15 protein-coding genes are annotated in these 21,778 nt (G+C 43.0%); 7 read left to right on the top strand and 8 right to left on the bottom strand.

What is annotated here, in order from left to right; genetic code table 11:
- Nucleotides 1–220 precede the first annotated feature (220 nt).
- From AB8P72_RS04870 to AB8P72_RS04845, 6 genes are all read left to right on the top strand, one after another.
- Nucleotides 221–1,390 (top strand): siderophore-interacting protein, encoded by a 1,170-nt coding sequence (locus tag AB8P72_RS04870; protein WP_369958110.1) that lies wholly within the window; start codon nucleotides 221–223, stop codon nucleotides 1,388–1,390.
- Between the two features lie 89 nt (nucleotides 1,391–1,479).
- The gene (locus AB8P72_RS04865; RefSeq protein WP_369958109.1) at nucleotides 1,480–2,244 is read left to right on the top strand and encodes an ABC transporter ATP-binding protein; all 765 of its coding nucleotides are present in this window, start codon (nucleotides 1,480–1,482) and stop codon (nucleotides 2,242–2,244) included.
- Complete coding sequence (locus tag AB8P72_RS04860) at nucleotides 2,241–3,206, top strand: ABC transporter substrate-binding protein (RefSeq protein WP_369958108.1); 966 nt, start codon at nucleotides 2,241–2,243, stop codon at nucleotides 3,204–3,206. Before AB8P72_RS04865 ends, AB8P72_RS04860 begins: the two co-directional genes overlap by 4 nt.
- A complete protein-coding gene (gene fhuB, locus AB8P72_RS04855; protein WP_369958107.1) occupies nucleotides 3,203–5,176 on the top strand; it encodes a Fe(3+)-hydroxamate ABC transporter permease FhuB in 1,974 nt (657 codons plus the stop codon). The genes AB8P72_RS04860 and fhuB overlap by 4 nt, the downstream gene beginning before the upstream one ends.
- Before the next feature lie 146 nt (nucleotides 5,177–5,322).
- The gene (locus AB8P72_RS04850; protein ID WP_369958106.1) at nucleotides 5,323–7,605 is read left to right on the top strand and encodes a TonB-dependent receptor; all 2,283 of its coding nucleotides are present in this window, start codon (nucleotides 5,323–5,325) and stop codon (nucleotides 7,603–7,605) included.
- A gap of 153 nt (nucleotides 7,606–7,758) precedes the next feature.
- Nucleotides 7,759–9,471, top strand: a complete 1,713-nt coding sequence (locus AB8P72_RS04845) for a multidrug ABC transporter permease/ATP-binding protein (RefSeq protein WP_369958105.1) — start codon at nucleotides 7,759–7,761, stop codon at nucleotides 9,469–9,471.
- Nucleotides 9,472–9,917: 446 nt separating this feature from the next.
- On the opposite strand, the gene AB8P72_RS04840 is transcribed toward AB8P72_RS04845, so the two are convergent.
- The 5 genes from AB8P72_RS04840 to rluF form a co-directional block, all read right to left on the bottom strand.
- Nucleotides 9,918–11,618 (bottom strand): PepSY-associated TM helix domain-containing protein, encoded by a 1,701-nt coding sequence (locus AB8P72_RS04840; RefSeq protein WP_369958104.1) that lies wholly within the window; start codon nucleotides 11,616–11,618, stop codon nucleotides 9,918–9,920.
- Nucleotides 11,619–11,645: 27 nt separating this feature from the next.
- Nucleotides 11,646–11,936: a hypothetical protein gene (locus AB8P72_RS04835; protein WP_305935388.1), complete on the bottom strand. Its 291-nt coding sequence runs from the start codon at nucleotides 11,934–11,936 to the stop codon at nucleotides 11,646–11,648.
- 60 nt (nucleotides 11,937–11,996) lie between these two features.
- Nucleotides 11,997–14,168 (bottom strand): TonB-dependent siderophore receptor, encoded by a 2,172-nt coding sequence (locus AB8P72_RS04830; protein ID WP_369958103.1) that lies wholly within the window; start codon nucleotides 14,166–14,168, stop codon nucleotides 11,997–11,999.
- 856 nt (nucleotides 14,169–15,024) lie between these two features.
- Nucleotides 15,025–15,303, bottom strand: coding sequence for a peptidylprolyl isomerase PpiC (gene ppiC, locus AB8P72_RS04825; protein WP_193031961.1), 279 nt, complete (start codon nucleotides 15,301–15,303; stop codon nucleotides 15,025–15,027).
- Between the two features lie 110 nt (nucleotides 15,304–15,413).
- Nucleotides 15,414–16,406 carry a 23S rRNA pseudouridine(2604) synthase RluF gene (gene rluF, locus AB8P72_RS04820; RefSeq protein ID WP_201541747.1) on the bottom strand — a complete coding sequence of 331 codons (993 nt, stop codon included), beginning with the start codon at nucleotides 16,404–16,406 and terminating at the stop codon, nucleotides 15,414–15,416.
- Nucleotides 16,407–16,832: 426 nt separating this feature from the next.
- Between rluF and AB8P72_RS04815 the strand changes: the two genes are divergently transcribed.
- Nucleotides 16,833–17,828, top strand: coding sequence for a diaminopimelate dehydrogenase (locus AB8P72_RS04815; RefSeq protein WP_068404770.1), 996 nt, complete (start codon nucleotides 16,833–16,835; stop codon nucleotides 17,826–17,828).
- A gap of 126 nt (nucleotides 17,829–17,954) precedes the next feature.
- Here the strand turns inward: AB8P72_RS04815 and AB8P72_RS04810 are convergent, their stop codons facing one another.
- The 3 genes from AB8P72_RS04810 to AB8P72_RS04800 all read right to left on the bottom strand — a co-directional run bounded on the left by AB8P72_RS04810 (nucleotide 17,955) and on the right by AB8P72_RS04800 (nucleotide 21,670).
- Nucleotides 17,955–18,668: a hypothetical protein gene (locus AB8P72_RS04810; RefSeq protein WP_068404819.1), complete on the bottom strand. Its 714-nt coding sequence runs from the start codon at nucleotides 18,666–18,668 to the stop codon at nucleotides 17,955–17,957.
- Nucleotides 18,669–18,916: 248 nt separating this feature from the next.
- The gene (locus tag AB8P72_RS04805) at nucleotides 18,917–20,236 is read right to left on the bottom strand and encodes a short-chain fatty acid transporter (RefSeq protein ID WP_369958102.1); all 1,320 of its coding nucleotides are present in this window, start codon (nucleotides 20,234–20,236) and stop codon (nucleotides 18,917–18,919) included.
- Nucleotides 20,237–20,470: 234 nt separating this feature from the next.
- The gene (locus AB8P72_RS04800) at nucleotides 20,471–21,670 is read right to left on the bottom strand and encodes an NAD(P)/FAD-dependent oxidoreductase (RefSeq protein WP_369958101.1); all 1,200 of its coding nucleotides are present in this window, start codon (nucleotides 21,668–21,670) and stop codon (nucleotides 20,471–20,473) included.
- Nucleotides 21,671–21,778 lie beyond the last annotated feature (108 nt).

Below are 21,778 nucleotides of genomic sequence, written 5' to 3'. Positions count from 1 at the left end.
AATAATAATCTAGATGTTAATGGTTATCAATAACGCTTAGGTGCTTTTAATTCATATCATCGATTACTAATTCTATCGCCTTGCTTGACTCGCAATACTTATTGATTAAACCTTTGTTATTTTTATCTCTATTCTCCGCTACCTTATATTTTCAGATGCCATTTACTTGACGGTTATATGAATGAACCATTATGTGATTTTTTGGCTTGGATGACCCTTTATGGCTGAAACGCTTACTCGTTATTACACCGATAAAACTCCATTAGCCTTTGCTGATAAAGCCATGTTTATTCATCATCTTAATGAAGAGCATCAAGATGAACTTGCGATGTTTATCAATGCCTTTACCCCTGCTTCAGTCGGCGAGTACGATATAGTATCGATAAAAGAGCTGTATCCTGACGGCCTTTTGTTAGATGTTATGACGATGAATCGGTATCAAAATAACTCTAATGCGTTAAAAGATAGCAGTTCTACAGATAACAGCCTCGCTGAAAACCTTACTAGTGTTAATCATCAATACTTTATCAACTTTTTTGTGCCTATTAGTAACGCTGAGACACTACATGAGCAATATATAGCATTATTGCAGGCATCCGCTACTAAGCTTGGTAAGCGTACGATCAAGCTTCGAGAACAGTACTTTAGCGTGATTGATGGTTATTATGTCAGCCCTAATATGTATCGACTGGTGGTCACAGCACCCGATAATATCCCACTCAATCATCCAGGCTACGCGTATTTATTTGAGTTAAATGCTGAAGTTTTATCTACCATAAATGGTGAGTCAGAAAATAACGACAAACCTTTACAGCGCTACTACACCCTGCGAAAAGCATGGCGAGATCCAATCCGCTTGTCTGTTCAAGCTTGGATAGATGTTTATATCCATGGCGACACGCCAGGTGGCAATTGGGTACGTTCTCTCGTCTGCGGCATGCCAATAAAAACGGTGCGCGATTATCCAGAAAAAATAGAACACCTCAGTGAGGGACAATGCTTATTAATTTGCGATGAAACCTCTCTACCTACCGTCGCCAATCTATTAGAAAACTGGCAAAATCCGTTGCCGCCCCTTGTCATTACTATCACCGAAGATCCAGAAGACATCAGTTATTTATACACTCTCAATCTCTGTCAGCACTTAGGTCATGATGAGCGTTTTCTACAAGAGAATCTACTTCATATCATTAAGACACCAACAATCGATCTCTCTGAACAAATCATGAGCTTATTACATGCAAGATTAACGACATTGCCTCTTAAGATTGGCAAAGTATGGGGCGCGCTTGAAGCGACGGACATCAAGTCATTAAGACAACGATTAAAATCCACCCTTGGTTTATCTCGTCAAGATATGGTCATAAAAGTCTATTGGCGCGCTCAATAACTGCTTCAATTCCATAAATAAAATGAAAATCATTTGCATTAACCAGCTACTTTTCTTTAAAATGCCCCATTTACTTTCGACTGCTCACTATGATGCACATCAATAATTTAAGCCTAATTCGTCAAAAAAAAGTTTTGCTTCATCCTACTTCTTTTATTATCGAACCAAATAAACTGTATGCCCTCATTGGGCATAATGGTTCGGGAAAATCTAGCCTTATAAAAGCCATGGCAGGAGAAATGACGCCCACGCATGGTGGCATTGAAATAGAACGTCAAGATTTGCGTAGCTTTTCCGCTAAAAGACTGGCCACGCATCTTGCCTATTTACCGCAAAACCTACCTGATGCGGGCGCTTTTACGGTCTATGAACTTGTGATGTTGGGTAGATACCCTCATCAAAAGTGGCTGCAAAAGCCGACTGCTGATGATCATCAACAAGTAGAAAAAGCCATCGCCCTCACTCAAGTTGACGCTTTTAGAGACCGCCAAGTATCGACGTTGTCAGGTGGTGAGCGTGCGCGCGTCTGGTTGGCGATGTGCCTTGCCCAGCAGACAAAGTATCTGCTATTGGATGAGCCACTAGCGGCGCTGGATGTGGTCTATCAAATAGAAGTGTTAAAACTGATTCGTCAATTGGTCGACGAGCAAGGCTTAGGTGTTGTGATTATCCTGCACGACCTAAATTTAGCAGCAAGATTTTGTGATGAATTTATCGCTTTAAAACAAGGCAAGTTGTGCCATATGAGTGATGTCAAACGCACCATGGAAAAGGATGTACTGCGCTCCATATTTGGTGTCGACTTTACCCTACTAACCCATCCTACCACTACTCATAAAGTCGCGGTTATATGAAAGCGCTCACCTTTTTGTTCGGGCTATGTCTGGCATTATGCTCAGGTTTATTATTAAGCGGTTGCCAGTCGTCTGACGCTACCTCACAAGCGCCACAAGCAATGTCGCCTAAAGACAATCAAAAAACACCTAAAGTCATGACGCCTGATTGGGGTATTGCGGCGACGCTGACTGCCATGGGATACCCACCGGTTGCTATGGGCGATAAACCTTTCTATAGAGAATGGGTTGGTAAGCCTCTTATACCTGATACGACTCTCGACGTAGGAACACGCTACCAACCCAATCCTGAAATGCTCTCACAGCTAGATTTAGATGTGGTCATAGACAACGATTTTTATGCGCATCTGCGTCCTATGTACGGCGATTTGCCTATCCACTCTATTGAATTGACCAGTCCTAACAACATTGCAAAGTGGGAAGACTTTATAGAACCGACGTTAGAATTGGGCCGATCTATCAATAAACCGCAAGCCGCGCAAGATTATTTAGACAACAGTAAGAAACAAATCATTCAAGCAGGACAGACTTTTCATGCGCGTTATCCTCATATCAAAAAATTGGCTGTCGTGCAATTTGCCGATACCAATAATTTGCGTATGTTTTCGTATAATAGCTTGTTTCAACCTGCTTTAGACACGATGGGATTACAGCTAGTGGCGTTGGCAGATGGCAATCAATGGGGGTTTACGCCCATTATGCTAGGAGATTTAGCGCAGCTTGATGACGATACTTGCCTTGTGGTCGTTGAACCTCTTAGTGACCTTCTCAAACTTGAATTAGAAGACAGCTTAGTGTGGCAGCGCTTGGGTTATTCCTTTGATCAAGCGCATGCATCTAGCAAAAAAGGCCGCTGTATCACCTTACTGCCTGCGACATGGAACAACAGTGGCGTGGCTTCTATGAATGTCTTGGCCGAGCGCTTAACGAATGTCACTTTTGTAGGCCATACCGATTTATGATGAATAAAAATAATTTTTTGTCAGCTAACCGTATTTATATGATGGTCGTTTTCTTAATGCTGCTAGCAGTAGTCAGCAGTTATGCAGTCGTACATCAGCTATGGCCTCTCGCTTTTTTAGAATTGTTCACCCCCTCTTTTGACCTATCACTTTCGGATATGAGTACCCAGCTACAAATCCTACCGACCATGTTGGTAGCATTGACCGCTGGTGGCCTTTTAGGATTGGTCAGTGTGTTATTACAACAGCTGGTAAAAAATACACTGGCCTCAGACACGACATTGGCAGTCGGTAGCGGTGCAAATATGGCGCTGCTCATTGTCACGTTATTTCTGCCTAGTTTGGCATTAGGGGGAAGTTTTTGGGTCGCTTTTATGGGCGCACTTGGTAGTATGGCGATTGTTTTTCTTCTAGCTGCGCCTAGCCGTATGAATCCTTTGGTATTGGTGCTTGGCGGACTGGTAACCAATATTTTATTGGGCGCTATTACTGCTTTATTATTGATTTATTATGCTGAAGAAACCTTAAACGTTATGGTCTGGGCGGCGGGCAGTCTCACGCAGAATAACTGGCAAGTATCTGCCGTATTAAGCACCGCTAGTGTGGTCGCCTTTATTAGCTTAGTGCCTTTATTAAAGCCATTAGAAATAATGAGCTTAGATGATAGGCAAGCCAAAAGTTTGGGCGTTCCTATCAATCTCATTCGTGGATTGGTAGTGGGATTGGTGGCACTACTGACCGCCCTTGTCGTCAGTCGCGTGGGCCCTATTGGTTTTATTGGCTTAGGGGCTGCCACACTGGTGAATGTGTTTTCGGTACGGCGTATTGGTTACCGCCTGCTTTTGGGTTATGTGTTTGGGGCGCTGTTGTTATGGATCACCAGTAATGCCACGACGCTATTACAACATTATTTAAGCCTAAATATTCCTGTTGATGCAATGACGGCCATACTTGGTGCGCCATTGGTAATATGGTTAATTGTGAGCCAAAGTCGTCAACATACCGATGAGGTTATTCCAACCTTGATTTCAGAACGCCGTGACACTCATTTAATAGGTTGGGGAATCGCATTAATACTGTTGATCATAGGCGTACTTATCTTTACGGCGACTTCAAATGGCTGGCAGCTTAGTACGCTAAGACATTTAATTATTGACTTTAGATTGCCTCGCACGTTAAGCGCAGCTGCCACTGGCGTAATGCTAGCCACTGCTGGCGTGCTGCTACAAACCTTGACTCGCAATCCTATGGCTAGCCCTGAAGTACTCGGTATTAGCTCAGGCTCAGCAATAGGCGTGGTATTGGCCTTTGTTTTCCTACCCAGTTTTGGCTATACAGGTATTATATTATCAGGATTGTTGGGCGCTTTTATCGTCCTTAGTTTGATCTTATGGCTTGCCCGTCGAATCAATCCAGCTTATTTATTATTAGTTGGTGTGGCCATTGCCGCATTGATGGGCGGTTTATTAAGTCTGGTAAAAATATCTGGCGATCAACGGTTACAAGCGGTGTTAAGTTGGCTATCAGGTTCTACGTACCTTGCCAGTCCAGAAACGGCATGGATTTTAGTAGGGTTGGCTTTTATACTTTTCCTATTAAGCTTTATGGTGATCAAACCATTAGAAATATTGAGCCTAGGTAGCGGGATTGCCCGTGAGCTTGGGGTATCTTTGAGATTGTATCAAAGCTTGATACTCATTCTTGTAGCATTACTGAGTACGATATCAACGTTGGCAGTGGGTCCGCTCAGTTTTGTGGGTCTGATGATTCCTCACCTTGCCAGCACATTAGGCGCGGTGAAGCTCAAACGTCAAATTCAATTGTCTGCCATCTTAGGCGCAGGCTTAATGGTCATAGCGGACTGGATCGGGCGCTATCTTATATTTCCCTATGAGATACCTGCTGGCACCATCGCTGCTATCATTGGCGGCGCTTATTTTCTATATTTGATGCGGCGTATTAGAGCGTAACCTATATGGTTAATACTTCAATAACGACATGACAACATTATCGCTATTTAGGGCTTTGAAAATTTTTAAAATTAATAACGCGCCACTATTGTAATGAAAATGCTTATCATTATAATAGTGATTTAACTTACATATTGGTAACATTCATGCAATTGTCTCGCCTATATTCTGCTCTATTTTGCCTCAAAGCATCTAACAGAGCGCGTCACCCATTTTCAGTAAAATCACTGTCTATCTTTCATCTTTCTACTTCAGTCGTTTTACTTGCTGCAAGCCAAGCGGCGTGGGCACAAACCGATATAAATAACGACAGTCAATCAGATACTCCGAGCGTGGTACTTGATACGATTGTGGTGACCAGTAGTGCGGATGCGTCAGCGGATGGATTGCCAGATGCTTATGAAGGTGGTCAAGTGGCGACCGGAAGCCGTGTGGGAATTTTGGGCAATCAAGACATCATGGATACGCCATTTTCTACTACATCGTATACCAACGAATACATTGCCAACCAACAAGCACAAAGCGTGGGCGACCTGCTTAAAAAAGACCCAACTGTCCGCGTGGCCAGAGGTTTTGGTAACTTTCAAGAAGCTTACTTTATGCGCGGTTTCATCACCACATCAGATGATACGATGTTTAATGGCCTATATGGTATTTTGCCCCGACAGTATATCGCAACGGAGCTGTTCGAGCGTGTTGAAGTCCAACGCGGCGCTTCTGCCATGCTAAATGGTGCCGCACCTAGTGGCGGCAATGCTGGTGGTACAATTAACCTATTACCAAAACGTGCTAGTAATGACCCGCTACGCCAATTAACGCTTGGTTATGGTCAAGGTGACCAAGGTAAAATTGCCGTCGACGTGAGTGACCGTTTTGGCACTGAGGACGCTTTTGGCGTGCGCTTTAACGCCGCTTATCAAGATGGCGATAGTGCCATCGATGATGAATCTTCAACATTGGGATTGGCAGCCCTTGGTCTAGATTATAAAGGCGAGCAATACCGATTATCAGCAGATTTGGGCTGGCAAGACAACAAACTTAAAGAGACTCGTCCTAGCGTCAATCTTGGCGGTGTTTCTCGTGTACCAAAAGCGCCAGACGGCTCAAAAAATTGGGCGCAGCCTTGGACGTACTCAGATGAAAAAGATATCTTTGGTACCATTCGAGGTGAATATGATTTTAATGACAATCTCACCGCTTATGGTGCTTACGGCATACGACGTGGTGATGAAGACAATTCTTTATCAGACCTCACAGTAACTAATAATGATGGCAGTGGCACTACCTCTCGATTTGATAATATTCGAGAAGATAAAGTCCAAAGCGCTGAAATTGGTCTGCGTGGTAAATTACAAACGGGTAAAATTGGTCATGATTGGGTGTTAGCAGCTGAGATATACGATCAAGAAGAAAAAGGTGCTTATGCTTTTTATAGCGCACGCCCTACTAACTTATATAATCCCACTAAGTATCGGGATAATACCGGGTCGAATAAGGCAGGTTCTGGCGGCAACTTAGACAATCCAAAACTAACCAATGAAAAGCAACTCCAAAGCTTTGCGCTAGCAGACACCATATCGCTGTTCGATGACAAACTGAAAACCACCTTGGGTGTACGTCATCAGAATATAAAAACCACCAGCTATGATGCCAACACGCAGGCAGAAACGGCTCATTACGATAAGAGTGAGTGGACTCCAAGTATCGGTATTGTCTATCAACCAAACATGGATTGGTCGTTCTACGGTAACTATATTGAAAGCTTAGCACCAGGAAAAACAGCCCCGCAAACAAATAACAATGCTCCTGTTACCAATGCTGGTCAAGCTTTGGACCCTTACGTGAGCGAACAAACTGAGATTGGCGTGAAGTATGACAACGGGCTTATTGGTAGTAGTTTGGCAATATATCGCACTGATGCCGCACGTGACTATATCGATGCTTCAAACACCCTTATATCTGCTGGTAAAAACCGTCACCAAGGCGTAGAACTGACCGTATTTGGTAGCCCTAGTGAAAACATGCGCTTAAATGCAGGGGTCAGTTATTTAAGTGCCAAACAAAAAGACACCGGTGATGCGGCGTTAGATGGTAATAAAGTCATTGGTCTTCCTACCTTACAGAGCAATGTCAATCTAGAATATGATGTTGCGGCACTCAAAGGATTAACCTTAACAGGTGATATCATTCATACGGGCCCTCGTTATGCCGATAATGCCAATACCTTAAAGGTTGACGGTTATACCACGTTAGATCTTGGTGCTCGCTATAAAACCGTGCTAGCAGGACAAGATGTTACCTTAAAAGGCATGGTAACCAATGTCACGGGTGAAGATTATTGGCAGTCAGTCGGTGGCTATACAGATGCTGGTTATTTAAATGCCGGTGAACCCACGGCGTTAAAAGTTTCAGCGACGTTTGACTTTTAAATTTTAACGCTAAGCTTCGCCAATGAAACGACTATACTGAATAAACTGTCGTTATAGAATCATTATCGGGTTTGAATAAAAGGGATTAGGCACTACCTACTCCCTTTTGTGCTATCTAAAAATACGCAAAATTCATTTTATTATTGAGTCATTATGTCCCCTCGCGCTACAGCTTCTCTATATCATATGATCTGGTCGCATTATCGCCTGCCTTTTCTCAAAGTTATCTTACTGAATTTAGTCAATGCGGCGGTCAGTGTGGGTATTATTGCTTATATTAACCACACCTTTATCAGTCAGCCTGTTTTTAATACCTTGTCATGGCAGAGCTTAGGCTATTTTTCAGCGTTAGTGGTTCTGCTATTGGTCACGACTTTTTTATCGCAATATGCCCTAACCCGCTTGGGTCATAGATTTGTGTATGAGCTCAGAACCAAGCTGGTCAAACAAATCATCGATACCAACGTTCCGCAGATTGATAAGTTAGGGAACGCCCAACTACTCGCCAGCTTGTCTACCGATATCCAATCGATTACCGTCGCCTTTGTCCGTATGCCAGAGTTGGTTCAAGGGGTTATTTTATCTAGCGGAGTCGCCTTATATTTGGGTTGGTTGTCATTGCCACTATTGCTAATCATCATGGTTTGGATTGTAATGACGATTTGGATAAGCACCATTTTGGTGAAGCACGTTTATAAGCATTTAACGGAATTAAGGGAGATTAATGATCTTTTGTATCAAGATTATCAATCTATTATCGAAGGGCGAAAAGAGCTTGCACTTAATCAGCACCGCGCGCAAAAACTGTATACCAATGAGTTTTTGAGTCACGCCCAGTCTTATAAAGAGCGTGTTATTAAAGCAGATACCTTTCACCTATCAGCAGTGAATTGGTCGAACATTATGATGTTTGCAGCGATTGGCGTCGTCTTTGCGGTCTCAAACTATCTTAATATACCCATGAGCGTTGCCACCACTTTTTCTTTAACCATTCTATTTATGCAATCGCCCCTACTACAAGCCGTTGGCGCTTATCCCACTTTACAAACGGCGCAAGTCGCGTTAGATAAAATACAGACGTTGGCGCTTGCTGATTATCAGCCAGCGTTTTTAACCAATATAGCAGCAAATGACTGGCAGACCATCTCACTGAACAATGTGAGCTATCGCTATCAAGGTATAAACCATCACACACAAGAAGCTGTGACTAAAAATGAGGCGCTTACTGATGACATTTTAAAAGAAGTCAATTTAACCTTGAAGCGTGGCGAAGTGGTGTTTTTGATAGGCTCTAATGGCAGCGGTAAGTCTACCCTTGCAAAAATCATTACTGGTATTTTTACGCCTACGACAGGCGCTGTAAAAGTAGACCAGCAGACGATTGATTCGGAAAACAATACCAATTATCGGCAGCTATTTTCTGCTATTTTTAGCGATCAACATCTTTTTAAACAACTCATTGGCAGCCAAGACAATGACCCTGATATGTCTTTATTGACCGAGTGGCTGCATAAATTAAATTTGCAAGATAAAGTGACAGTAACTGACCATCGATTGTCTACCGACAAGCTGTCGCAAGGACAACGCAAACGCTTGGCCATGCTGCTCGCTGTCGCCGAACAAAAAGACTTTCTGCTGCTCGATGAATGGGCCGCTGACCAAGACCCTGCTTTTCGCCGAGTATTTTATCAAACGCTGATTCCTGAATTAAGAGCCATGGGCAAAACACTGTTTATTATCAGTCATGATGACGGTTATTTTGAGCATGCTGACCGCTTGCTGATGATGAAAGAAGGAAGACTTACGGAGTTAAATGCAGAAGAACGCCAACGTGCCAGTGCGGACGCCATTGCTATGTTAGAGTAATTGCTCAGCTAGAATAACTGCTGATAAGTCATACCATTAAACTACTTAATTCCAAAGATTAGCATAGCCTTTGGCGGATAAGACACATAGCAAGCAGGAGAACTTTATAGCAGCATTTTATTTTTAACATAGCTCTTTTATATAAACTGACTAGGCCAATTTTCCATAAACAACCATGCTCAAATATACAACTCCTGTTGCTACGATTAAGCTGGCAAACCAGACAACGATAAAATAACCAGTATGAGGTACAAAAAAAAGGGAAAATGAAACCTATCAATAGCAGTAGCAACCCCAGCCATCGTAACCATTGCTGTTTAGTGATATATCGTTTCTGCTCATCATGATGAAACTTATCCCTATGTCTTTTACTGGTCATCATTAATGCCATCATACCTAGCAGATTAAATGCCAATAGCAATCCAGATAACACTACGTTAGACATACTATACATTTTCCATTTGAAGCTTTGAACGACTAGGCGACTTTATTTTTTGCTGGTGAGATGCTTTCTTAAAACTGACCACATAAGTGATATAAGCAAACAGCAAGGCTAGAATAAAAAACATAACGTCAAAGCTGATGAATAGCACATCGACGCTCAAGATACTGTGAAGCAATCCGCGCTCGGTAGTTAGGCTGTTGAGTAGCGGTGTGAATAAAAGCAATAGAGTGACCAATGATAATAATAGACGCCACGCCTGACGACTAGACAGTAATAACGTAAGCAAGAAACCAAACGCCCAGATAATAAAAAACCCATCTACTTCCCACTTGCCACGCCCTGTTAACTCTAACGGCAATAGACGATTGAGCCATAAAAAACCTATCATCGCTAAAGGCAATCCCGCCAGTGTGGCAATATTGAGCTTTTCTACTAACCAAAACCCCCAATCAGGCTTATCTATAGTTAATAATTGGCGGCGACGTTTAACTGTCCAAAGCACTAAGCCTGTTGCAATCATACCGCAGCCCGCTGCGCCACATAAAAAGTACAACCAACGCAGCCAATTATCAGCAAAGCGTCCTGCATGCAAACCTATCATGACCGCTTGTGTTTGCACAGCGAGCGGCGGCGGTCGACTGTCTTTGAGTACTTTTCCTGTTCGTCCATCATAAATACGAAACACCCCTAGCGTCGATAATTGATGCTCAGCTTTACCGTCGATAATAATCATACTTTGGTCAGTATTGGGATGATTAATACTGACACTGGTCACGGTATAATTAGGGTTACGTTTTTGCCAATCAGATTGTGTCGTGGCAAGCAATGGAGCAATACTGACCATAGGGGCAGCCTGTAACTCGGTTGCATCCGCTGCCCGATAAGAGTAAATTTCCTTAAAAAACTGCTCATTATCTACCCCAGATACCATGCCTGCCCACGGCATATACAAGGTTATTAAGGTAATGATGCCGGTAAAGGTAATCATCAAATGGAACGGTATTGGCAGCACAGAAAAAGCATTGTGCGCATCAAGCCACGAGCGTTGCCCCTTACCCCAACGAAAGGTAAAAAAATCCGTAAATATCTTTTTGTGGACAATAACGCCTGTGATAATAGCAATCAACATCATCATAGAAGCTATACCGACGATAATTCTGGCCCATATCACACTCATATAATGCAAATCAAAATGCATACGATAAAAGAAGTGACCGCCTACGGTATCTCTTGGCGTATATGCCATTTGGGTTTGCGTATCAAACTGGTATTTTAGCCTTTTGTCATCTGTAGTCACATTAATATGTAGACGTTGAGCAATATTATCGCCATTAATATCTTTAGCAATAAACCAGTTTTTGGCATGGGCTTGGGTTTGCTGTAAGTGAGCGATTGCCATAGCAAAACCATCTGACTTATCTTCTAGATACGTCATATTTTGGTTGTGCGTAGATGCTGAAGACGTTAATAGCGTTTGTTGAGAGCGTGCTGGAAGTTCAGGTTGCATCCATGCCGTCAGCTCATTATTAAAATAACTGACCGTGCCCATCAGAAAAATGGTAAACAGCAACCAACCTAATAACAGGCCAAACCAAGTATGGACGTCAGACAAAATGACTCGATAGCCCTTCACTTTATTTTTACTTTTTGTCTGAATATTACTCATTGTGGCAGTTTGGATCTTAGTAGTGTCTGAGGGCATAATAACAGCCTGATGGTAAGAAAAAATCTAAATAGCGACATAATCAATCACCCCTAATAGCCCTGCAATACCGACGACCACCGCCCATGCCAGCCATAAACGACGCAAAGAAAATACTAAGACAAGGATGAGCGCGCATACAACAACGCTAGCAATTTGACCCCAATAGATGGCAGAAATCTCATCTATAGGTAAGGCCAAAAACATCAAACTCGTAAGCACCGCGATGCCATAGCTACCAATAATCGCTAAAAGAATACGACTGAGGACTTTAAACTCAGGTAGATAAAAACCATGACTGCTACGGCGCTTACTCATGTGACTGCCTGCGTATGAAAGTAAAAGGTCATGATTGGCATAAAAGTGAAAAGCGATCGATTAAAAGCGATAGGTTAATCTACCGACTACATTCAAAGGCTCACCGTAAGTCAATTCACTAAAAGTGCTGCCCGCAAGATACTTTTGATTGAACAAATTATTCACATTAACCTGCGCTTCAAGATTGTCGTTAAAGCTATATCTTGCCATGATATTGGCAAGCGTCACATCATCTTGTCCGTACTTTTCAGATTGTTTCGTCACAGGGTGTTTGACAATGCCATAGTATCCATTTGACCAGTCAACGCCGCCGCCAATGGTTAAATTAGGAATGATATGATCAAGATTATAAGTGGCAAACAGATTCAGCGTGGTATCAGCAAAGCCAGTATTGACGGTTTTGCCCTTGTTGTCTTCAGCATTGAAATGCGTATAACCAACACTCGCTTGCAGTTGGTCGCTGATTTGACCAGACACTTGTACTTCTACACCCTGACTGGTGGCACCTTTTGCTCCGTAGTAGGCTTTTTCCAGGTCGGTGCCGGGTATTATTTGACCGCCATCGAGTTGAGCAAGGTTGTCCTGCTCGATTCTAAAAATACTCACTTGGCTTTGTAATGCGCCATTATCTGACTCACTTTTTAGACCGATTTCATAGTTTTTACCTTCGATAGGATCGAGGAATTTACCGTTTATATCACGCTGAGTTTGAGGTTTGAAGATATCACTGTAGCTGGTATAAAGACTGTGATTGTCATTAATCGCATAGGTAATACCTGCGTACGGAGTCCAGATGTGTTTGGCTTCCGTGTTGACGTTACGGCCATACTGCACACCTGAGCGTTCAAAATCAGACACACGCGTGCCTAAAATAACGGCTAAAGGATCCGATAATTTGAGCTGAGTTGCTGCAAAAATAGCTTTTTCTTTGGTTGTGACATCAGAGCTGCGATTGCGCGCTCCCCATTCTGGTTCAGGATAACTGCCATCCCAGTCAGAAAAATCTGGGAGCGGCAATATACCATCAGGCGGTGACTTATAAGTAAAAGTATCAAGATCACTTTTGCTATAAGAGCCGCCTACGATGAGCTTATGCGTCTTTCCCAGCGCATCAAAATTACCGGTTAACTTGCTTTTGACATTGAACTGTTTGCGTTCGGTATCGGCATGAAATGGGTTTAGGTTAAAAATCAGTCCGGTATCAGGATTCACGACTTGGTCGCCATTGGCATACATATAAAGCAACTTTGGACTACTGTCACTCTCGTTATAGCTGGCATTGGTGGTTAAGTTCCAATCGGCATTAAAATCATGATCAATATCTGCAAAGTAATAGGTATTATCAGAATCCCAGTTTGTCCAATCTGCGCTGCCATTTTTACTGGTATCCCAATCTGCTTTTGAGCCATCACTTAGGTAGTTTGGCAAACCGCCCCACATGGTTGATTTTGATTTGTTGTGTTGACGGCTAGCACCCACACTGACCGTGGTGCTGTCGCCCACGTCCGCATCTACTGTGGCATACACCAGACTTTGACCCAATTCTTGACGGTCGATAAAGGTATCACCATCTTGGTAGCTAGCCACCACTCGGCCTCGTACCGCCCCACTTTCGCTTAATGACTGACTACGGTCAACACTGAGACCATACTGCCCGTAACGATCAATATTGGCGGATAGCTCTGTTTTTGGAACGCTACTATCAGCCCGTTTACGTATTAAGTTAACATTGGCAGAAGGGTCGCCTGAGCCACTCATCAAACCAGTCGCGCCGCGTACGATTTCAACATGGTCAAACATCGCGGTATTGGCAGAGTATTCGCCCATGGCAGCTTGCTGGACAAAATCGGTATTTAAGCCGTCAATTTGGAAGCTATTGATAGCAAAGCCTCTTGACGAAAGGCCATTACGCGCGCCATCAACGCTACTTACTTGGATAGCAGGCGTGCGTTTAAGCACATCTATTAGGGTGGTTGAGTTTTGATCTTTGATTTGCTGATTAGTGACCACACTGACCGCTTGCGGGGTTTCTTTGGCCGACAAGCCCATACCGGTGGCGCTACTAGTGACAGGGATTGTATAGCTGTCAGTATTTTCCGTGACTTGTTTATTGGTCTCTGCCATGACCACGATAGTCGGTAGCGTGGTACTTGGTTCTGACCTATTGTCGCCACGATTGATTTCAATGCCATTGTCATTGATTGGTTGCTGTGATACTTCAGCATGGATCATAGATGAGCTTACTGCCAACGAAGCAATGGCTGAAAGGTGCATGGTTTGCTTAACGCACCAACTTAAAGGGTTAGGTTTATGCTGTTTTCTACTTTGTGTAATCATAAACATCAATGGTATCTCAATGAAAGTGAGGAGAATTTAAGGGAAAGCAGTTATTCAAGACAATAGTGCTTACTAATACATGTCAGCTTTGTAGAGCATCATGAGAAATGAGCTATTTATTAATAGTCTTGGTGAATAAATATATGGTTTGTTACATTAGAGTTTGTACATGATAAAGATAATAATAATGATTATCAATACAGTATTGAAATATTTTTGATACAGTGAAGGTCTACGTCATGAGATAGCACTACTTTTTGACAGAAAACGTCAAAGATGAAAATAGCACAATAAAAGAGGCCACTTTTAAAAAGTGGCCTCTTTTAAAGATAAGCACAGTATTTGTTAAAAATTAAAGGGTTGTCCTAGATAATCAGTTCATTTCTTGTTTAACCTATTGTTTTAGCTGAATGAGCTGCGCTCGATAAACTGTAGAACCAAACTTAGGTAATTCCAATCGCAATTTCGGTTAGTCTCTACCCTAATGGCAATACCAAGTCTATGCTTCTTCTTAAAGTTCCTAACCTCTTTTATCCTACTTGAAGTCAGTTGCCAATGCTGCGGAGCAATAATTTCACCCCCTATCATCAAAAATTCAGCTAATAGCCCATGTTGTGACGTTTTAATACCAAACTTTCAGTAATATCTAGAGGTAATGTGCTTTTTTTTGAGCGATGGGCTTATCGTTATTATTTAAGCGACTCGCGTTTTTATATAACTTTCGTGCATTGAGTAAATAAATATCTAACGCTTACGTTCTATAAAGCACCTTAACCACATGCCAGCCAAATTTGGTTTTCACTAAATGTGGGGTAAAAAGTTCGCCGTTAAAGCAAACTTTATCAAATGCTGGTACCATTTGACCTTTTTTAAACTCACCTAAGTTGCCGCCTTTTTTACCTGATGGGCAAGTTGAGTGTTTCTTAGCCAGCACGTCAAACTGCGCACCTTTTTTAAGTTTGGCCATAATGTCATCAGCCAGTTCTTTGTCTTTTACTAAAATGTGTAAGGCGCTAGCGGTACGAGCCATAATGTAAACCCTTTATAAAATATCGATTATCGCGGCATTATATCACTACTTAGTTTGGTTACTAACCTAACTTAAATGCTCCACTGCATCAAAAGTCATTACCTATTAGGCTATCGTTTTGAGGACCGCGAAGAACCTCGACCTTTTGCAGGATGCTTACCATTAGCAGCAGGTTTGCCATTGCCCCCAGACTTCTTGCCATCCCCGAAAGGACGCTTACCTTTAGAACCCGCTGGTTTTCTAGCGCCATCTTTGGAGTGCTTAGCATTTCCCTTTGCTGCGCCCGCTGGTTTTGACGACTCTTTTGATTTTGATGAAGTATCAGTACGCGGTTTTTTTCGTGGCGACTTACGCGATTTCTTAGCAGCAGTATTGTCTTCTGAAGAAGAGTCTTCTATAGATTTCAGTAAAACAGACAACTCTTTTGGGGTTAAATCTCGCCAGTCTCCAACGGGAATACCCTTTAGGCTCACATTCATAATTCGTGTGCGTTCAAGCTTTACGACTTCATAGCCAAAATGCTCACACATACGGCGGATTTGACGGTTTAATCCCTGTACTAGCGTAATATTAAACACGGTAGGCGCTACCTTAGTCACCGGGCACTTTTTCGTCATCCTGCCCAAAATAGGTACGCCACCTGCTAGACCTTCAATAAAACTATCGGTTATCGGCTTATTGACTGTCACCACATAATCTTTCTCGTGGTTATTACCCGCACGTAACACCTTATTAACCAAATCGCCATTGCTCGTTAAAAAGATTAAACCTTGGGAATCTTTATCCAAACGTCCAATCGGGAAAATACGGTCGCTATGTCCAACAAAATCAACGATATTGTTTTTCTCAGAGCTTTCTGTGGTGCTCACAATCCCGACTGGTTTGTTCAACGCAATAAAAATGAAATCGTCTGCTTCTCGTGGCTCAATGAGTTGCCCGTTAACTTTTACCGTATCTCCAGCAACCACTTGCGCACCTACTTGAGCACGTTTGCCATTGACGTACACGTTACCTTGTTCAATAAAACGGTCAGCGTCGCGCCGAGAGCAAATACCGCTTTCGCTAATATATTTATTTAAACGAGTCGAGGAAGTGTTAAACATAAAGTGCCATTTTCACCTAATAAAAAGCTTTTTGTACTAAGAAAAAGACTGAATTGAATGAATAATCAATAACGAGATAGCTGACATTATATAGGAAATTCAGTACCTATTTTAAGAGAGATGAACCCAAACCTGTTTATCATTACTAAAAACAACTTAGCGACTCATTGAGGCAGTCATATTATATAAGGTACATACTTAAACACATCTGAAATTTAGTATGACCGCGCCCTATCACTTGTAAACATAATCCTCTAAAATAGATGCCATTTCTACCAATCAGTTATTCATTACAGGGCAGATTACTGCGCATACTTTACTTCACAGTAAGTAAGTATGAATTGCATAGCATTGTTACTTGTTACTTGTTACGTATCACTTTAGCAGTAATGGACTGTCCGCTCTATCAACGTAAGGCTAATCATAATGACATCAATAATTAGAGTCGCCATCGCCGGTTACGGCAACCTTGGGCGCGGCGCCCAAGCCGCCATTAAGCAAAGCCCAGACATGCAGCTGGTTTGTGTATTCAGCCGCCGCGATCCTGCCTCCGTCACTCTGATTGACGACAGCGTGCACGTTTACGCGATGGACGATATTGCCCAATATAAAGATGATATAGACGTGCTGATATTGTGTGGCGGCTCTAAGTCAGATCTGCCTGAGCAAGGCCCAGCGCTCGCTGGTTTGTTTAATATCGTCGACAGTTTTGATACTCACGCCAAAATCCCTGAGTACTTTGCCGCGCTTGATACGCCTGCCAAAAAAGCCAATAAAGTCGCCATGTTGTCTGTTGGTTGGGATCCCGGTTTATTCTCTATCAACCGCTTATACGGCGAAGCCATTTTACCGGTCGGCGAAACCTACACCTTTTGGGGCAAAGGCTTAAGCCAAGGACATTCAGATGCAGTACGCCGCGTCGACGGCGTCAAATCAGGCGTGCAATATACCATTCCCTCAGAATCTGCGATGGAAAAAGTACGCAATGGTGAGCAGCCAACGCTAAGCACCCGCGAGAAACATACCCGCGAATGCTATATCGTGCTCGCTGATGGCGCCGATAGCGATAGCGTACGCGATACCATCGTCACCATGCCGGATTACTTTGCCGATTACGATACCACAGTGCACTTTATTGACGAGCAGACGTTTGAGCGTGACCATCAAAAGATGCCGCACGGTGGATTCGTTATTCGCAGTGGCGTAAGCGGTATGGATAATGCGCAAAATAACCAAGTGTTAGAGTTTTCGTTAAAGCTTGGCAGCAATCCTGAATTTACCGCCAGCGTGCTCGTAGCTTATGCCCGCGCTGCTTATAAAATGAATCAAGCAGGAGAGAATGGCGCAAAAACCGTCCTCGATGTCGCGCCTAGCTTGTTATCGCCTAAAACGCCTGCCCAGCTGCGTAAAGAGTTGCTGTAAGTACTGGCTATGAATTAGAAATAAAAAAAATCTCCACGCTAAAAAAAAAGCACCATGCCATGCAAGCTCGGTGCTTTTTTTATACTTAACTTTCTTTATACTTAGTAACTTAATTAAAAACATCCATCAAAGCAAACCATTTTCCAAAAGTTTAGCCGTATTACTGACTTTAAAGTCATGATATAAATCATAAAAAACAATCGGGTCTTCGACGCCATCAAGCAACCCACGTTTATTGAGCGCGACAAACATCGCTAGCGAATAGGCCGCACAATGGATAGATTTTTTGGGATTAAACTCACGATCAGTAAAGGCCTGATACTGCATGACTTCCTCATTTAGCTGAGGATTTTGCTTGAGCGCATTGACATACAGCCAATCATAAAACGCAGTCAATGGTTCAAGACTCCACTCCATGCCAAAATAATCATAGCCAATCAGCTCACCAGAGGTTGTTAAACGCTCGTCTTTTTTGGCCTGTCTTGGTGCGACGGTCAGTAAGTCAAGATACGGCCCACCGTGTTCGAATACTTTACTGGCTTGCAAAGCATTTTCGACACTATAGGCTTGACCGTCATGCTCATTGGTAATTTTTAAGCTTAATGGACTGAGCGGGAAACTGAGTTTATTGCCAGATTTGCTAGACAGCTCTAAAACATGGCTAAAGCCATATTTTTTGCGAATGACTTGATGCATATCATTGATGGATTTTTTCTTTTGTCTACTGGCAAACCCCACGTGGCGCTCAAACCTCACCATGTCCGTTTTGACCAAATTGTCACTATTGACTCTAGGCATAAAGACCGGTTGATGCTCTACCGCGTTTGGCGTTTGTTCCATAGGATTCTGTTTTTGTTGCATGGCAATACGCCTTATATCAATGGTCTGGTATAAATATTTGGTTAAGAGAATTGATATGCTGCTTTATCAATGCTGCTTTAAGCGATTCATTTAATTTTAGGATAGCTATGATACCCCATTAGAGTGCGCATTTCATGGGGCGATATTGTTTTTTGTGTGAGGCGTTTTTGTTTTTCAAAAAAAAGCCTTACCTATAAACTAGGCAAGGCCATCACTTACAATCTTAGTTATAAAAACAACAACCCCAGCCCAATCACAACGCCGCTGACAATCAGCACAATGACACAAAAACCCATGATATCCTTGGCTTTGAGTCCAGCGATTGCCAAGGCAGGCAACGCCCAAAACGGTTGAATCATATTTGTCCAAGCGTCACCCCACGCTACCGCCATCGCAACTTTAGCTGGATCACTACCGAGCATCTCCGCCGCCTCTAACATAATTGGCGCTTGCACCGCCCATTGTCCGCCACCTGAGGGGACGAAAAAGTTAACCAGTCCTGCGCTTAAAAAAGCAAAAAGCGGAAGCGTATCCACTGTCGAGACGTTGACAAACGCTTCTGACATCACTCCGGCCAAACCAGAAGCCGTCATCATGCCCATAATCCCCGCATAAAACGGGAATTGGACGATAATCCCGCCCGCGCCTTTGACTGCTTCTTGAATAGCAATCAAATACTTACGCGGCGTTCCATGGAATATAATCCCAAGGAATAAAAACATGAAATTCACCAAGTCGAGCGTTAAAGCAAAGCCGTTTTGGACAAAATAATAAACGATAAAAGCAATGCCCAATAAGCCGATGATCATGGATAAAATCCAACTATTCTCTAAGCGCTCCGCTGGGGTCATCTCTGACTTTACTGGAAGCGCTTCAACGATAGGATCTACGAGAAGTTTTGGATCTACCGTAATCGTATCTTCTTTTTTCGGCATCATCAGACGATTTAATAACGGCACGATAATGACCAATGCCGCGACGATAATTAAGTTATAGCTCGCAAAAATGGTAGCACTCGTTGGAATCACCCCAATTTTATCGACGAAGGGATGGCCTTCTGTCGCAATGGATAATGGGATAGAGCCAGAGAATCCTGCATGCCAAATGATAAAGCCAGAATACGCACTGGCAATAAGCAAACGGTAATCCACATTTTCGACACGTTTTGCCAACTCTTTTGCGAATAACGCGCCAATCACCAAGCCAAAGCCCCAGTTAATCCAGCTAGCAGCAAGGGATACCAAGGTGACCAATATAATCGCGCTACTGGGCGACTTTGCAAAGCTGGCCAGTTTGCCGAGCCCTTTTTTAAATATCGGGCTACTGGCCAACACATAACCTGTGACCAACACCAACACCATTTGCATCGAAAACGCCAGTAGTGCCCAAAACCCTTCGCCCCAAAACGCCACCATCTGTATTGGTGAGGAATCGGTCAGACCTAAGCCCATGACAAAAATAACCAAGGTCAAGATAATGACAAACAAAAATGGATCGGGTAAATACTTCTCCATTAAGCTGTTTGAGAAGCGTGTGATTCCTTTCATGTTTAAACTCCCTTTTTTATTTACATTTGCACGTCTTTCCTAAGCCTAATGTTACCTCATTTCTATTTTTTTAGGGTGTTTGAATGACTATCAATAATATTAACGGCACGCCATAAGCGCTACGATAGAGCACCGTATCTTGCTTATTAATCAGTAAGAATGGAAATAAAATGCATGATACAAGAAGGAAAGATAGGAGAAGCAGAAGAGTCAGGAAGTTGCTGCGGAAAACGGTTAAAAACTAGCAGTAAAACGATGACTACTAAAGGGCTTGGAATCGATAAATAATGGCTTATTATGGATCATCTCTTCGATAAGACGCCCTGTGACTGGTCCTAATGTCAGCCCTTGATGAGCATGACCAAACGCAAACCACAAGTTAGTATGTTTTGATGCACGGCCAATAACTGGCTTCATATCAGGCATATAAGGCCTTGCTCCGCACCATGCTTCAGCCTCCACGGCATCTTCAAGTGGCGCAAGCTTTCTTGCATGAGTCAGCACGGCTTCTAGTTGGTCAAATTTTTTTGGCGCGTCTAAATTTGCCATTTCAGCACCCGTGGTAACTCTGATACCTTGCTCCATTGCACCCATCACAAACCCTTTATCGACATCAAATAAGCTGTGTGAAAGGGCGTTTTTGGGTGTGATCTTAAAATGCTGATGGTAGCCACGCATAGGAAACATCGGTATGTTATAACCCAGTGGCTTGATAAGCTCAGCTGACCAAGGCCCTGCCGCTATCACGACATGCTGACAGACGTAGGTATCATCGCCGCATACAACTTGCCAGCCTTCTGCCGTTTGCATAATATCTGTCACGCTTACTTGCTTAACCTCGCCCGCCATCGCTGCAAAACTTTTCGCATAGGCTTTTACCAGACTGCTGGGATTTTTTATTTGCCACGAGTTTTCCCAGTGGATACCGCCAATATAATCGGTAAAATTCAGATTTGGCTCTAGGGCTTGCAGCGCTACTAGCGATAGCACTTGATACTCTACGCCTTGCTCAGCAGCCTTTACGGCTTTGCTAATAGCTTTTTCAAAATCAATCGAATGACGATGAAGCTCAATCCAGCCTATTTTACTGACCAACGCTTCTGCGCCAGCCGCTTTAATCATCGGCTCGTGCTCATTGGTACAATGCTCAATCAGCGTCGCCCATTCCTTATCGATGACTTCGATATTTTTTGCATAAGAGTGCTGACAGTACTGAAATAAAGGGCGCTGAAAACCATATAACGCTGACCAGCGGTAGCGAATATCGGTACGGTTATTGGGTAATACACTAAAAATCTCTTTAACACTTCGCGGAAAAGGTTTGGTATTGACCGCTTCTCTGGTGATAATGCCCGCATTACCATAGGAGGTTCCTTCTCCTGGGGGCTTTTTATCAAGTAAGAGTACCCGCGCGTTGTTTTTTGCAGATGCCACGCGATAGAGGTTCCTACGATGCCTGCTCCAACTACAATCACGTCATAGCGCATATCAATACTCTTCGAGATCGTTAGACCAAAATAAAAACGTTGTCTTAAAAACTGT

The organism is Psychrobacter sp. CLB018, assembly GCF_041222815.1.
GTDB lineage: Bacteria > Pseudomonadota > Gammaproteobacteria > Pseudomonadales > Moraxellaceae > Psychrobacter > Psychrobacter faecalis.
Note: the sequence above shows the minus strand (reverse complement) of the source record. Positions and strands in the feature narration are given on the sequence as shown.